This window comes from Nocardia coubleae NBRC 108252, assembly GCF_001612805.1.
GTDB classification, from domain to species: domain Bacteria; phylum Actinomycetota; class Actinomycetes; order Mycobacteriales; family Mycobacteriaceae; genus Nocardia; species Nocardia coubleae.
On sequence record NZ_BDBD01000019.1, the window covers coordinates 346,561 to 359,296 of the forward strand.

Annotated in this window: 13 protein-coding genes; 2 read left to right on the forward strand and 11 right to left on the reverse strand. The window is 68.9% G+C overall.

Going from position 1 to position 12,736, the window contains the following annotated elements; all coding sequences use genetic code 11:
• Nucleotides 1-61: 61 nt before the first annotated feature.
• From NCO8_RS21275 to NCO8_RS21290, 4 genes are all read right to left on the reverse strand, one after another.
• Nucleotides 62-337, reverse strand: a complete 276-nt coding sequence (locus NCO8_RS21275; RefSeq protein ID WP_067641905.1) for a hypothetical protein — start codon at nt 335-337, stop codon at nt 62-64.
• A 256-nt stretch (nt 338-593) separates the two neighbouring features.
• Nucleotides 594-1,106, reverse strand: a complete 513-nt coding sequence (locus NCO8_RS21280) for a hypothetical protein (protein ID WP_067641906.1) — start codon at nt 1,104-1,106, stop codon at nt 594-596.
• The gene (gene hemB / locus NCO8_RS21285; protein WP_067641907.1) at nt 1,103-2,080 is read right to left on the reverse strand and encodes a porphobilinogen synthase; all 978 of its coding nucleotides are present in this window, start codon (nt 2,078-2,080) and stop codon (nt 1,103-1,105) included. The genes NCO8_RS21280 and hemB overlap by 4 nt, the downstream gene beginning before the upstream one ends.
• 42 nt (nt 2,081-2,122) lie before the next feature.
• Nucleotides 2,123-3,301 carry a serine hydrolase domain-containing protein gene (locus NCO8_RS21290; RefSeq protein WP_167353319.1) on the reverse strand — a complete coding sequence of 393 codons (1,179 nt, stop codon included), beginning with the start codon at nt 3,299-3,301 and terminating at the stop codon, nt 2,123-2,125.
• A 241-nt stretch (nt 3,302-3,542) separates the two neighbouring features.
• Between NCO8_RS21290 and NCO8_RS21295 the strand changes: the two genes are divergently transcribed.
• Nucleotides 3,543-3,824, forward strand: coding sequence for a hypothetical protein (locus NCO8_RS21295; protein ID WP_067485858.1), 282 nt, complete (start codon nt 3,543-3,545; stop codon nt 3,822-3,824).
• Nucleotides 3,825-3,880: 56 nt separating this feature from the next.
• Here NCO8_RS21295 and NCO8_RS21300 read toward each other — a convergent pair whose 3' ends face one another.
• From NCO8_RS21300 to NCO8_RS21320, 5 genes are all read right to left on the reverse strand, one after another.
• Nucleotides 3,881-5,452 carry a bifunctional uroporphyrinogen-III C-methyltransferase/uroporphyrinogen-III synthase gene (locus tag NCO8_RS21300; protein WP_067641909.1) on the reverse strand — a complete coding sequence of 524 codons (1,572 nt, stop codon included), beginning with the start codon at nt 5,450-5,452 and terminating at the stop codon, nt 3,881-3,883.
• A complete protein-coding gene (gene hemC / locus NCO8_RS21305) occupies nt 5,449-6,483 on the reverse strand; it encodes a hydroxymethylbilane synthase (protein ID WP_067484929.1) in 1,035 nt (344 codons plus the stop codon). The genes NCO8_RS21300 and hemC overlap by 4 nt, the downstream gene beginning before the upstream one ends.
• Nucleotides 6,484-6,541: 58 nt before the next feature.
• Nucleotides 6,542-7,936 carry a glutamyl-tRNA reductase gene (locus NCO8_RS21310; protein ID WP_067641910.1) on the reverse strand — a complete coding sequence of 465 codons (1,395 nt, stop codon included), beginning with the start codon at nt 7,934-7,936 and terminating at the stop codon, nt 6,542-6,544.
• Entirely contained in the window at nt 7,933-8,877 is a 945-nt protein-coding gene (locus tag NCO8_RS21315; RefSeq protein WP_174550352.1) for a redox-sensing transcriptional repressor Rex, read from the reverse strand. The genes NCO8_RS21310 and NCO8_RS21315 overlap by 4 nt, the downstream gene beginning before the upstream one ends.
• Before the next feature lie 206 nt (nt 8,878-9,083).
• Nucleotides 9,084-9,365, reverse strand: a complete 282-nt coding sequence (locus NCO8_RS21320; protein ID WP_067641911.1) for a glutaredoxin family protein — start codon at nt 9,363-9,365, stop codon at nt 9,084-9,086.
• 87 nt (nt 9,366-9,452) lie between these two features.
• On the opposite strand from NCO8_RS21320, the gene NCO8_RS21325 reads away from it, so the two are divergent.
• Nucleotides 9,453-10,481, forward strand: coding sequence for an HAD family hydrolase (locus tag NCO8_RS21325; protein WP_376739934.1), 1,029 nt, complete (start codon nt 9,453-9,455; stop codon nt 10,479-10,481).
• Here NCO8_RS21325 and NCO8_RS21330 read toward each other — a convergent pair whose 3' ends face one another.
• Nucleotides 10,482-11,498, reverse strand: a complete 1,017-nt coding sequence (locus tag NCO8_RS21330; RefSeq protein ID WP_067641912.1) for a lysophospholipid acyltransferase family protein — start codon at nt 11,496-11,498, stop codon at nt 10,482-10,484. It lies immediately after the preceding gene.
• The gene (locus tag NCO8_RS21335) at nt 11,495-12,580 is read right to left on the reverse strand and encodes an NAD-dependent epimerase/dehydratase family protein (protein ID WP_067641913.1); all 1,086 of its coding nucleotides are present in this window, start codon (nt 12,578-12,580) and stop codon (nt 11,495-11,497) included. The genes NCO8_RS21330 and NCO8_RS21335 overlap by 4 nt, the downstream gene beginning before the upstream one ends.
• Nucleotides 12,581-12,736: the final 156 nt, after the last annotated feature.

Genomic DNA, 12,736 nt, shown 5'->3' on the forward strand with positions numbered 1-12,736 from the left:
CCTCGACGGACCCGGCATCGGGTGTTCGAATCCCAACGCGCACATCGGAATTCGACTTCCCTCAGACCATCGGACCCGCGGCGCGCAACGCTACACGTCGTTCGCGAGCCGAAAGGATTCGCGCGACCGCGTCGATCAGGAACAACCCGGCGAGGATCACGAGCCCGGTCGACAACGCCAGCATCGGCGGCACGTACCGCACGGCCTCGAAACCGGAATGCTCATGGGCGCCGAATTCGGTGCTGCGCCGGGCGTTGCCCCAACTGGCGACGGCACCGGCAAGGCACACGGCGGCCAGGCCGAGTTCGACCGACACCGCAACGATCCAGCGTTTCATGCGTGCGATCCTGCCAGGGCCGCGAGTGAGCGCGGGCTCGTGGGTCAGACGACGCTGGGTAGCAGGACAAGGGCGATGGTGGTCAGCCCGAGCAGCACGAGCAGCCCGATCACCAAACAATCGCGCCGCAGACTGTGGGGTTGCTCGATCACCACGCGCATCGTTGCCTCCGCTCCCCTGGCAGCACCATTACTGCCACTGTGTGACAATCCTCACGATACACGGCGGCGCGTCAGCGGCCAATGGGGCCTGTTGTTCATCTCGGGTTCTTCTGGAAGTACCCGACGGAGTCCGGTCGGAAACACAGGTACGCCGCGCCGACGGCGAGTACACCCTGCACGATCGACGTGCCACCACTCACCATCGCGGCCACACCGGTGTCGCCGGAGAAGCTGAACATGGTGGCGACGGCACCGATCCCGAGCCAGACCGCGACCACCGTCAGCACTGTGCGCGCCCAGTTCTTACCGCGCCCCAGCTGATGGGCGATGGCGACGGTGACGCCCGCCAGCAGCACCCCGACGATCGCGGTGAGCACGAAGGCCGCCGTCACCATCAGATCGACGGTCGAGGCGGGGATATTCGGGTCGCTCTTGTGCATCTCGTCGAGGAACTGCTTACTGAGCTCGTCGCGCTGCCCGGTCATGGCGGCCACGCTCGCGCCCGTGTACACCACCCCGAGGCCCGCGACGGCGAACCACAGCTGCTTGGCGGTGCCCACGTCCTCGGGCATCGGACGGGATTCCGGTTTGTTCGGTGGAACGATCACGACAGCCAGTGTGCGGCCTCGGTCGCCCAGTAGGTGAGCACGATGTCCGCGCCCGCCCGCCGGATGCCGACCAGCGATTCCAGCACGGCGGCGCGGCGGTCGATCCAGCCGCGCTCGGCGGCGGCGGTGATCATCGCGTACTCGCCCGAGATCTGGTAGGCCGCGACCGGGACGGTCGAACGGTCGGCCACGTCGCGCAGGATGTCGAGGTAGGACATCGCGGGCTTCACCATCACGATGTCGGCGCCCTCGGCGAGGTCGAGATCGAGCTCGCGCAACGACTCACGGCGGTTGGCCGGGTCCTGCTGGTAGGTGCGCCGGTCGCCCTCGAGCGACGAACCGACCGCCTCACGGAACGGGCCGTAGAACGCCGAGGCGTACTTGGCGGCATAGGCCAGGATCGCGGTGTCGGTGCGGCCGACGGCGTCGAGGCCGCGCCGGATCGCGCCGACCTGGCCGTCCATCATGCCGCTGGTGCCGAGCAGGTCGGCGCCTGCTTCGGCCTGGGCGAGGGCCATCTCCACGTAGCGGTGCAGGGTGGCGTCATTGTCGACGGCGCCGTCGGTCCCGATCACGCCGCAGTGGCCGTGGTCGGTGAATTCGTCGAGGCAGGTGTCGGCCATGACGACGGTCGAATCACCGACCTCCTCGGCCAGCGCGCGCAACCCGCGGTTGAGGATGCCGTCGGGGTCGCTGGCCTGGCTGCCGGTGGCGTCCTTGTCCTCGGGCAGCGGCACACCGAACAGCATGAGACCGCCCACGCCCGCGGTCACCGCCTCGACGACGGCCTTGCGCAGCGAGTCGAGTGAGTGCTGGTACACGCCGGGCATCGAGCTGATCGCGCGCGGTTCGTCGATCCCGTCGGCCACGAACATCGGCAGCACCAGGTGGCGCGGCTCGAGCGTGGTTTCGGCGACGAGCCGACGCAATGCGGGTGTCCTGCGCAACCGCCGCGGGCGGTCGAAAGCGGTCATAGCCCGCAGAATACGCCTGCGCTATGCGGCCCGCACCGGCGCCTATACCCCGCCGGACAGGCGGCTGCGTTCGCCGAGAATCTGCTCGAAGGTCGCGAACACCGGTAGCGGTCCGGCCGAATTCCACATCTGGTTGGTGAGCAGGATCGCGGTCACCGGACCGTCGCTGGTCCAGCTGGAGCCGAGACCGCCCGCCCAGCCGTAGGCACCTGCGCGAGGGCCGTCGGGACGGTCGGTCAGCTGTACGCCCACTCCGTAACCCCAGCCGGCGCTGCCGTCCGGCTCGGGCCCGCCGCGAGCGATTTGCTCGGCCGTCAGATGGTTGGTGGTGATGGCCGCGAAGGACCGTTCGGACAGGATCCGCGTTCCGTCGAGTTCACCGCCGCCGGACAGCATCCGCGCGAAACGATGGAAGTCGGCGAGGGTGGAGACGAGTCCGTCGCCGCCGCCTTCGAACACCGGTGGCCTGCTCCACTGGCCGTCGACCGGATCGAAGACCACACGCTCGCCGTCGACCTCGACGAAATGCGGGCCGAAGCGGTCGAGCTTGCCGGGCGCGACACTGAATCCGGTGTCGGGCATATCGAGCGGGTCGAGCACCCGTTCGGACAGGAACTGCGACAGCGGTTTGCCCGCCGCCCTGGCGATCAGGATGCCGAGGATCGCCGAGCCGATGTGGTACAGCCAGCGCTCCCCCGGCTGGAACTGCAACGGCAGGGTGCCGAGCCGGGCGAGCCAGATGTCCGGCGGCGGCATCTCGGCGGGGGTCGGCGGACCGGCGCCGAGGCCCAGCTCGGCACAGGCCGCGTCGAACGGCTTCGGCGAGAAGTCGGTGAAATCCATGCCCCACCCGAGCCGGAAGGTGAGCAGGTCGTCGATCGTGATGGGCCGTCGTGCCGCGACCGTGTCGGTGATCTCGGCAGCCGGATGGGTCAGCACTTGTCGATCGGCGAGCTCGGGCAGTAAGCGGTCGACCGGTTCGGCGGGGTCGATGACGCCGTCCTCGATCAGGATCGATGCCGCGACGGCCGTGAGCGGCTTGGTCATCGAGGAGATCCGGAAGATCGTGTCGGTCCGCACCGGCGTCGTGCGCGCGGCATCCAGATGACCGATCGCACCGGTGGCCACGGTGTTCGAATCGTCGACGAGCCAGGCCAGGCCGAGCAGCTCGTCGGCCGCCACGTGTGCGCCGAGGCGTTGGTCTATCGGGTCGAGCGTCATCGCATCTCCTCCCGTTCGCGTGACGCCACTAGACCACAGCGGTCCGACAGCTATTACCGAATCGCCTCTGGCACCGAGCACAATCGCCCTCGGCAAACCTGTGGACAACTTCCAATAGCCCACCAGCACAACAACTTCCGATGGCGAGCGACGAAACTTGTCGGTGCCTCCCGATACAATCGAAAGCGTGTTCGAGGATCGCGCCGCACACAGCGCGATCCGTTCGCGAGGGAGGACGCCGATGAACGCCATTGCCGCACAACGAAAGACCTTCATCACCGAGCCCTACGTCCCGCTGGAGAAGAAGCGGCTGCCCGCCGGCCGTCCACGCCGCTGGTACATCGCGCACAACCGCAGGCTCAAGGCCATGCGGCTGACCATCGCCCTGCTCGATTCCGGTGTGTACCTGCCGAATCAAGCGACCAACGACACCATCCGGCGCACCGCCGAGAAGATCGACCTGCGCGCGCCGTCGGATGCCACCTGCCGGCTCGTGCGCACGCTGCTGCGCTACAGCCGATGACCCCGATACGCCGAAAGCCCGCCGTGACGGGCGGGCTTTCGGGGTATCTACGACGGCTAGCGGCTGCTGCTGCGGCGGCTCTTCTTACGCGGCGGCGGCAACAGACCCTCGGCGCGCAGGCGCGACGCGTGCTCGGCCAGCGCCTCAACCAGGGGGCCCACCTGCGCGGTCTCGGGCTGCACGTCCACGCGCAGACCGAACTCGATCGCCGTCTCGGCGGTCTTCGGGCCGATACAGGCCACGATGGTCCGCGCGTGCGGCTTACCCGCGATACCGACGAGATTGCGGACCGTGGAGGACGAGGTGAACAGCACCGCGTCGAAACCGCCGGTCTTGATCATCTCGCGGGTCTCCGCGGGCGGCGGCGACGCACGCACCGTGCGGTAGGCGGTGACGTCGTCGATCTCCCAGCCGCGTTCGCGCAGGCCCTCGGCGAGGGTCTCGGTGGCGATGTCGGCACGGGGCAGCAGCACCCGGTTCACCGGGTCGAACACGTCGTCGTAGGGCGGGAAGTCGGCGAGCAGGCCCTCCGAGGACTGTTCACCGCTCGGCACCAGTTCCGGGTTGATGCCGAAGGAGCGCACCTTCTCGGCGGTCGCCTCGCCCACACAGGCGATCTTCACACCGGAGAACGCCCGCGCGTCGAGACCGAACTCGGCGAACTTCTCCCACACCGCGCGCACCGCGTTGGTGGAGGTGAACACCACCCACTGGTAGCGGCCGTCGACCAGGCCCTTCACCGCGCGTTCCATCTGCGCGGGGCTGCGCGGCGGCTCGACCGCGATGGTCGGCACCTCCATCGGAATGGCACCGTGGGTGACGAGCCGTTCGCTCATCTCGCCGGCCTGATCCTTGGTGCGCGGCACGAGCACGGTCCAGCCGTACAGGGCCCGCGACTCCCACCACGACATCTTCGAGCGCTTCTCGACCTCTTTACCGACCGTGACGACCAGCGGGCCGACCAGCTCGGAAGCGGCGTTGTTCAGCGAGGCGAGCGTGGCCTCGATGGTGCGCTGCTGACGGGTGGTGCCACGCACGGTCACCGCCACCGGGGTCTGCGGCGCGAGCCCGTGCTCCACCAGCGCGCTCGCGGTCTCGGCCAGGTGGCCGGAGGTGGCGTGCAGCACCAGCGGGCCGGGAGCGGCGGCCAGCGCGGCCCAGTCCACTTCCCCGCGCACATCGGCCTCGGTGTGTCCGGAGCCGAGCGCGATACCGGCGTAGCTCGGCACCGCCGAACCGTTGGGCAGACCGGGCAGCACCTCGAACACCATGTGCGAGCGGGTGACCGCGTTGACCTCGTTGATCACCGAATCGGTCGTCAGCGGGTCGCCGGTGACGATGCGGACCACGTCGTGGCCGTTGCGGGCCTCGGCGATCAGCGTCTTGGCCACCTCGGCGGGTTCGCCGAGCGCCGGACGCACGTCCACCGGACGTTCGCCGTCCTCGCCCGGTTCCACGGCCACGCCGATGAGGGCGAGCACACCCTTGTCCACATCGGGATCGGTGAACGCCAGCGTCGCCCGCTCGAGCACCTCGCGGGCGCGCACGGTCAGCAGGGCCGGGTCGCCGGGGCCGGATCCGACGAAAAGGATCCGCCCGGGTTGCTTCTTGGTGGCTCGGCTGCTCATCGGTTGTTCTCCATCGGGCTGGAATTAGGGAAGTCTGTGGCGGGCGCGGGCTCATCGGCGACGCTCAGCAGGGCGCGGGCACCCAGGTCGAGCAGTTCGCGGGCCAGCGTGCGCCCGAGTTCGGCGGCGTCCTCCGGCGCGCCGACTATCGAAGCCCGCAACACATCGGAACCGTCGATCGCGGCAGCACAGGCACGCAGCGACAGTTCCTCGAAGATCCGGCCGTCCTCGTCGATCGACTCGACGACCTCGGCGAGCGCGCCGATCGGCGCGGTGCAACCGGCCTCGAGTTCGCCGAGCAGCGCCCGTTCGGCTTCCACCGCGTATCGGGTCGGCGCGTCGTCCAGACCGGACAGCACCTCGATCAGCTGCGGGTCGTCGCTGCGGCACTCCACCGCGAGCGCGCCCTGGGAGGGAGCGGGCAGCATCTGCACCGGCTCCAGCGATTCGGTGATGGCCTCGGTGCGCCCGATCCGGCACAGGCCGGCGCGGGCGATGACGATGGCGTCGAGTTCGCCCTCGCTCACCTTGCGCAGCCGGGAGTCGATGTTGCCGCGCAGCGGGAGGATGTCGAGACCGAGCCCGAGGGCACGCAACTGCGCGGCGCGGCGCGGCGCGGAGGTGCCGACCTTCGCGCCCGCGGGCAGCTCACCGAGCACGAGCCCGTCGCGGGCGACCAGCGCGTCGCGCGGGTCCTCGCGGGGCGGGATCGCGGCGATGGTGAAGCGCGGGTCCTGCGCGGTCGGCAGATCCTTGTACGAGTGCACCGCGATATCGATACCGCCGAGTGCGAGCTCGTCGCGCAGTGCGGAGGTGAACACGCCGACGCCGATCTTCTGGACCGGGTCCGACGACAGATCGCCGGGAGTTTTGATCACGACCAGTTCGGCGGGCTGGCCCGCCGCGATCAGGGCGTCGCGCACGGTACCCGCCTGGGTCAGCGCCAACAGGCTGCCGCGCGTGCCGATCCGCCAGGGCGCACGAGTGCTTCCTGCGGTCACGGTGTCCTCTTCCTGCACTGTCGTGGTCATGATGTGCCCTTCTTCGCACGTCCGGGCTTCGTCTGGTTGTGTGTCACGGCGCGGGCGGTCATGCCGACTGCCCGTCGCCGAGGTGTCCCGCGGTGAAGTCGTCGGCCAGCGCGGGCTCGGCCGCGGCGACCTCCATGGGCGCGGCAACCGCTTGCACCGCACCGGGTTTCAGTTCGAACAGCTCGCGCAGCGCCTCGGCGTAGCTGTCACCGCCCGGCGTGGACGCCAGCTGCTTCACCCGCACCGTCGGCGCGTGCAGCAGCTTGTCGACGACGCGGCGCACGGTGCGCGCCACTTCGTCGCGAGCCGGATCGGCCAGGTCGGGCAGCCGCGAGTCGAGGCGGAGCAGCTCGGCCTCGACCACTTCGGCGGCACGCTGACGCAGCGCGGCCACCGTTGGGGTGACCTCGGCCATGCGTTGCCCGGCAAGGTATTTGGTGAGTTCGTCGGCGACGATCGCGCGGGCGGCGGCGGTGTCGTCGGCCGCGGCGCCCGCGGCCGGATCGCGCTGCAGCGACTCGATGTCGATCACGACGACACCTGGCAGCCCGGCCACGGCGTGTTCCACGTCGCGGGGCAGGCCGAGGTCACAGAACACCAGCGGCCGTTCGGCCGCACCGGTGTTCGCCCGGCCCGCGAGGGCCCGGTGGGTATCGGCCAGGGTCACCACGGCCCCGACCGCGCCGGTACAGGTGATGACGACGTCGGCGCCTGCCATGGCGTCGATGAGCCCACCCGTCTCCACCGCGACGGCGTCGACACCGTGCATGGTCCGCCCGGTCTCCGCCAGCCGCTGCGCGCGATCGAGCGTGCGGTTCACCACCACGATGCGGCCGATGCCCGCCCGCGAAAGATGCGCCACGGCAAGGCCACCCATGGCACCCGCGCCGAGTACCACGGCGGTGCGCCCGGTGAGATCACCGATCACGCCGCGCGCCCGGTCGAGCGCGACCGAAACCACGGAGGCGCCGGCCCGGTCGATCCCGGTCTCGGCGTGCACTCGCTTGCCGACGCGCAACCCGTGCTGGGCCAGCTCGTGCAGGGTGCGGCCGACGGCCTGCTGGTTGTCGGCACTGGCATAGGCGCTGCGGATCTGGCTGAGCACCTGCTGCTCGCCGACGACCATCGAGTCGAGCCCGCTGGCCACCGCGAACAGGTGCTCGGCGGCGGCCTCGCTGTAGCGCACGTAGGCATGCCTGGTGAGGTCGGCGAAGGCCATCCCGGAGTGTTCGGTGAGCAGCTCGCCCACCACGTCGAGGCCGCCGTGGAAGGCGTCGACCACCGCGTACACCTCCACCCGGTTGCAGGTGGAGACGATCATCGCCTCGGACACGTGACTCGACTCGAGCAAGCGGTCGACCAGTTTGGGCCGGTCGGCCTCGCTGACAGCCACCTTCTCCAGCACCGAAACCGGGGCACTGCGATGAGAGATCCCGACAAGCAGAATGCTCATGACTGCACCTCGCCCGGTTCGGTCACGCGCGCACGCGCGCCTGCCTGTTGGTTCGCTCGCTGACGCTCGCTCATGGGGTGATCACCGATCCCTGGGTGCTTGGCTGGCGTTGCCGCATGCGGGTTGGCCGAATGCGGCGCGGTGCGACGCGGCGGCCTGCCGCGCGCCGGTTCGACCGGCGCGGGGTGATTGAGGGCGGGATGGTTCTGCGGCGGCACCCGGCGCGCGACCCGGCCCGAGCTCGCCTGGGCGACCTCGGGCAGCGGCGGCGCGTCGTTGCGGGCGGCGTCGAAGGACAGCATCTGCAGTTCCATCGCCAGATCCACCCGGCGGATCTGCACGTGCGCGGGCGCACGCAGCTCGCACGGGGCGAAACTCAGGATCGAGAGCACCCCCGCGTCGACGAGCCGGTCACACACGTCCTGCGCGGCTTCGTCGGGGACCGCGAGCAACGCGATCGTGGGGGCGAGAGCGGGAATCTGGGCGACGAGCAGCTCGACATCGCGCACGACGAGACCGGCGTACGACTGACCGATCACCGCCGGATCGTTGTCGAAGATTCCGACCACGGTGAAGCCGCGTACCCCGAAACCGCCATAGCCGACCAGGGCGCGGCCGAGGTTGCCCGCACCGATCAGCACCACCCGATGTCCCTGCGACAGACCGAGCACATCCTCGATCCTGGTGCGCAACTTGGCTACGTCATAGCCGACACCCCGCACACCGTTGGGTCCGAGGAAGGAAAGATCCTTGCGCAGCTTCGCCGAATTGACACCCGCCGCGACAGCCAGTTCCTCACTCGATACGATGGCAACACCGGAGTCGGCCATGCCGGCCAGAACTCGGAGATAGGTAGCAAGACGAGTCACCGTGGCCTGCGGGATATCCCGCGCGAGAGCCTTGCCGGAGGCGCCTGTCGGCGTCTCGTGCTGCTCTGTCACGTCGTCGGCTCCTCGTTCCGGGCCTGATCGCGGTCCGGTACCTGTCGTTGCTTCACCGGTTGTGGGCCGCTGCGTCTCGAGGCAGCGACCGGTGCCATGGGGGGCGTACAAACCCGATCACCACCGCTGCTGAAGGCGGCGGTGCGGATTGCGTGCCACCACCGTAACCGCTTGTGCAGGCGTTCACAAAGTCGGTGAATTTGGCCTCATTTTCGCTCGCGACCAGCGAAACGGCTCAGATCGGCCCGCAAACGTGGCTCGTCGACGTCGAAATAGCTGTGTTCACGGCCGTCCAACAGCACAACGGGGAGCCGATCGCCGTATTCGGCACGCAATGCCGGGTCGGTTGCCGCGGCTTCGTCGACATCGACGGTCTGTACCGGGAGACCGAAATCACCACAGATGGTCTCCAACTGGGCGAGTGCGATGCTGCACATTCCGCAACCGGCGCGCGTCAACAGGGTCACGTTTGGTGTGGGATTCGTCATGGCTCTTATTTAATCCCCGGGCTCGCCGCGGCATGTCGGCGAATCCGGTTACTGTGGACATGTTCGCGCGACTAGCGGAGGGTACTGGTGCCGGAACGTTCGAAGGTGACTAGGGCCGGATTCGTCGCAGGGCGATTCGGCGAGTTCCCTGCGCGGTGGCAGCCCAGCCGCCTCGGCCAGGAGCTGCAGGAACAGTTCGCGCGGCTGCCGCGCAGCCCGTTCGGGCCGAGCGAGGAGGAGCTGCGCGCGAATCTGGCCGGCGAGGCCAGTGCCGATGCCGCCCTCACGCTGCACGACGCCGAACTGGCCGAACAGGGCACCGACGCGGGCCCCGAAGCACCGCCGCGCGACCTCACCGCCGCCGCGTTCTTCGACGTCGACAACACCCTCGTGCAGGGCGCCTCGATCGTGCATTTCGCGCGTGGCCTGGCGGCCCGCAAGTATTTCAAGACCTCCGATCTGGTCGACGTCGCCTGGAAACAGGTGAAATTCCGGGTCACCGGCAAGGAGAACTCCTCGGATATGGCCTCGGGCCGGGAGAAGGCGCTCAGCTTCATCGCCGGTCGGCCCACCGCCGAGCTGGCGATGCTCGGTGAGGAGATCTACGACGAGATCATCGCCGACAAGATCTGGCCGGGCACCCGCGCGCTCGCGCAGATGCACCTGGACGCGGGTCAGCAGGTGTGGCTGGTGACCGCGACCCCGGTGGAGCTGGCGAATGTGATCGCCAAGCGGCTCGGGCTCACCGGTGCGCTCGGCACCGTCGCCGAGAGCGTCGACGGCAAGTTCACCGGTCGCCTGGTCGGCGACATCCTGCACGGTCTCGGCAAGGCCCACGCCGTGCGCACCCTCGCGATCCGTGAGGGCCTCAATCTCAAGCGGTGCACCGCGTACTCCGACAGCCACAACGACGTGCCCATGCTGTCGCTGGTCGGCACGGCCGTGGCCATCAACCCCGATTCCGACCTGCGTGAGGTGGCCAAGAACCGGGGCTGGGAGATTCGCGACTTCCGCACCGGACGCAAGGCCGCCAAGATCGGCGTACCGACCGCGCTCGCGCTGGGCGCGGCGGGTGGCGCGGTCGCGGCGGCGGTCGCCCGCCACCGCGAGAAATAGTCAGCCGAGAACCGGGTTCCTGCGCTTGGCCAGCAGCTTGTACAGGGTCTGCTGGATGGTTTCGCGCACCTGGTCGGTGACCTCGAACATCGTCATCGGGTCGTCGGCTTCCTCCGGTTCGAAGGCGGTGGTCGCGATCGGCTCACCGAACTCGATGTACCACTTCGACGGGACGGGGATCGCGCCGAGCAGGCCGAGGTGCGGGAACAGCGGGGTCACCGGGAAGTACGGCAGGCCGAGGAGACGGGCCAGCGGCTTGATGTCGGCCAGCTTCGGGTAGATCTCCTCCGAGCCGACGATCGACACCGGGATGATCGGCACACCGGTGCGCACCGCCGCCGACACGAATCCACCGCGACCGAAGCGCTGCAGCTTGTACCGGTCGGCGTAGTTCTTGCCGACACCCTTGAAGCCCTCCGGGAACACCCCGGCGATGTGCCCGGAGCGCAGCAGCCGTTCGGCATCGGGGTGGCAGGCGAGGGTGTGCCCGGCCTTGCGGGCGAGCGCACCGAAGACGGGCAGCTCGAACACCAGGTCGGCGGCCAGCAGGCGCAGCGCGCGGTGGGCCGGATGCTTGTCGTGCACGGCCAGCTGCAGCATGAGCCCGTCGAGCGGAACCGTGCCCGCGTGGTTGGCGACGAGCAGCGCGCCGCCGGTGGCGGGAATGTTCTCGATCCCGGACACCTCCACCCGGAACCAGTAATCCGACAGCGGCCGCAGCGCGGGCAGGATCACCGATTCGAGCAAGTGCTTGTCGTAGCCGAATTCGTCGATCTGGTAGTCACCGGTGAGCCTGCGCCGCGCGAATTCCGCGGTGCTCTCGATCTGCTTGCCGAGAGCGTCGCGCAGTGTCTCCGACAGCGACTTCGGCGGCCGGGTCGGCATGCCCGGCCGATGATCGCTCAAGGCGGTGACGGGGGTGGGTTGGACCGGAACGTCCGGTTTGCGCCGGGACGACGGCCGGTGCCGGGTCTCGACATTCACGTCGAGACGAATGACTTTCGCTCCTTCGTTCATGTGTGCGCTCCTGAACCGGCCCCGATGAGGCCGAGCAGTTTGTGTTCCGCGGCGTCGATCCATGCCGGATCGAAGACGGGCCGCAACGCTGCGCCCGCGATGAAGTCGTCGAATGCCTGGACCGTCGTCCAGCGCGGGGTGAAGCCGAGTTCGGTTCGCATGCGGGTGGTGTCGAGACCGCAACCGAAGTAGAAGTAGTCGGGTTGTTCCCCGCTGAAACCGCGCATGACCGGACCCATCAGGCTCCGGCCGACGGTGCGGAAAACAAAGAGGGGTACCGGGGCGGCGATGCGCCCGGCCCGGCGGATGGCCTGCGACATCGCCAGCGCGCCGTCTCCGGCCACATTGACGGTGCCACCGTGGGCGCGGGAGGCGGCGTGTACGAGTACCGCCACCGCGTCCTCCTCGTGCAGCAACTGCATCCGGGCTTCGCGCCCGAGCACGGTCGGGGTGATCGGCGACCGCAGGTATTGCACGCCGCTGTCGGCCAACCGGGGACCGACGATCGGGGCGAGCCGTAGAATCGACGCCGACATATCGGGCCTGCGCCGCGCCATCGCACGCACGAGCGCCTCGATATCGATCATGTCGCGGGCGAACCACCCGGCCGGTGGCGTGCGCGCACTCATTTCCTCGGTGAATTTCGCCGGGTCCTTGGCGCTGCAGCCGTATACGGCCGACGACGAACGCACGACGACGCGACGCACCGATTGCGCCTTCTGGCACACCGCGAGCAGTTGCATCGACCCGAGCACATTCAGGTCTTTCATCACCGCGCGACCGCCGCGCGCCGGTGGGCGGGTGAGCAGGGCCGCGTGGACGACGGTATCGACGTTGTTGTTCTCGACGACCTTGCGGATCAGCGGATTCCTGATGTCGGCGCGCACGAATTCGGTACGGCCGAGGCGACGGCGCACCTCGCGCCCGGGGGGCATGGTGTCCACCGCGATCACCCGTTCGACACCGGGATCGGCGGCGAACCGGGACGCGATCCTGCTACCGAAGTAGCGGCTGGCACCGGTGACCAGCACGACTTTCGGTTCGTGGCGTTCCCGCGTATCGGAACCCTGACCTGACCCCACTCAAAGCCCCCTGCTTCTCATGATTTCCGCGTACCAGAGTAGCCGCATTCGCGCCACCCGCCGACACGATCTACCAGCTTTTAACGAGGACGACCCGTTATCGCACAGCGAGATTTACAAACCGGGACATTTCACAGCGAGAGCCCGTCACCTCGA

What these genes read in the sequence shown, in the direction of transcription:
- NCO8_RS21320 (WP_067641911.1), bottom strand. Translation starts at nt 9,365, where the DNA reads ATGACGAATCCCACACCAAACGTGACCCTGTTGACGCGCGCCGGTTGC.
- hemB (WP_067641907.1), bottom strand. Translation starts at nt 2,080, where the DNA reads ATGACCGCTTTCGACCGCCCGCGGCGGTTGCGCAGGACACCCGCATTG.
- NCO8_RS21275 (WP_067641905.1), bottom strand. Translation starts at nt 337, where the DNA reads ATGAAACGCTGGATCGTTGCGGTGTCGGTCGAACTCGGCCTGGCCGCC.
- NCO8_RS21310 (WP_067641910.1), bottom strand. Translation starts at nt 7,936, where the DNA reads ATGAGCATTCTGCTTGTCGGGATCTCTCATCGCAGTGCCCCGGTTTCG.
- hemC (WP_067484929.1), bottom strand. Translation starts at nt 6,483, where the DNA reads ATGACCACGACAGTGCAGGAAGAGGACACCGTGACCGCAGGAAGCACT.
- NCO8_RS21295 (WP_067485858.1), top strand. Translation starts at nt 3,543, where the DNA reads ATGAACGCCATTGCCGCACAACGAAAGACCTTCATCACCGAGCCCTAC.
- NCO8_RS21330 (WP_067641912.1), bottom strand. Translation starts at nt 11,498, where the DNA reads ATGAACGAAGGAGCGAAAGTCATTCGTCTCGACGTGAATGTCGAGACC.
- NCO8_RS21290 (WP_167353319.1), bottom strand. Translation starts at nt 3,301, where the DNA reads ATGACGCTCGACCCGATAGACCAACGCCTCGGCGCACACGTGGCGGCC.
- NCO8_RS21300 (WP_067641909.1), bottom strand. Translation starts at nt 5,452, where the DNA reads ATGAGCAGCCGAGCCACCAAGAAGCAACCCGGGCGGATCCTTTTCGTC.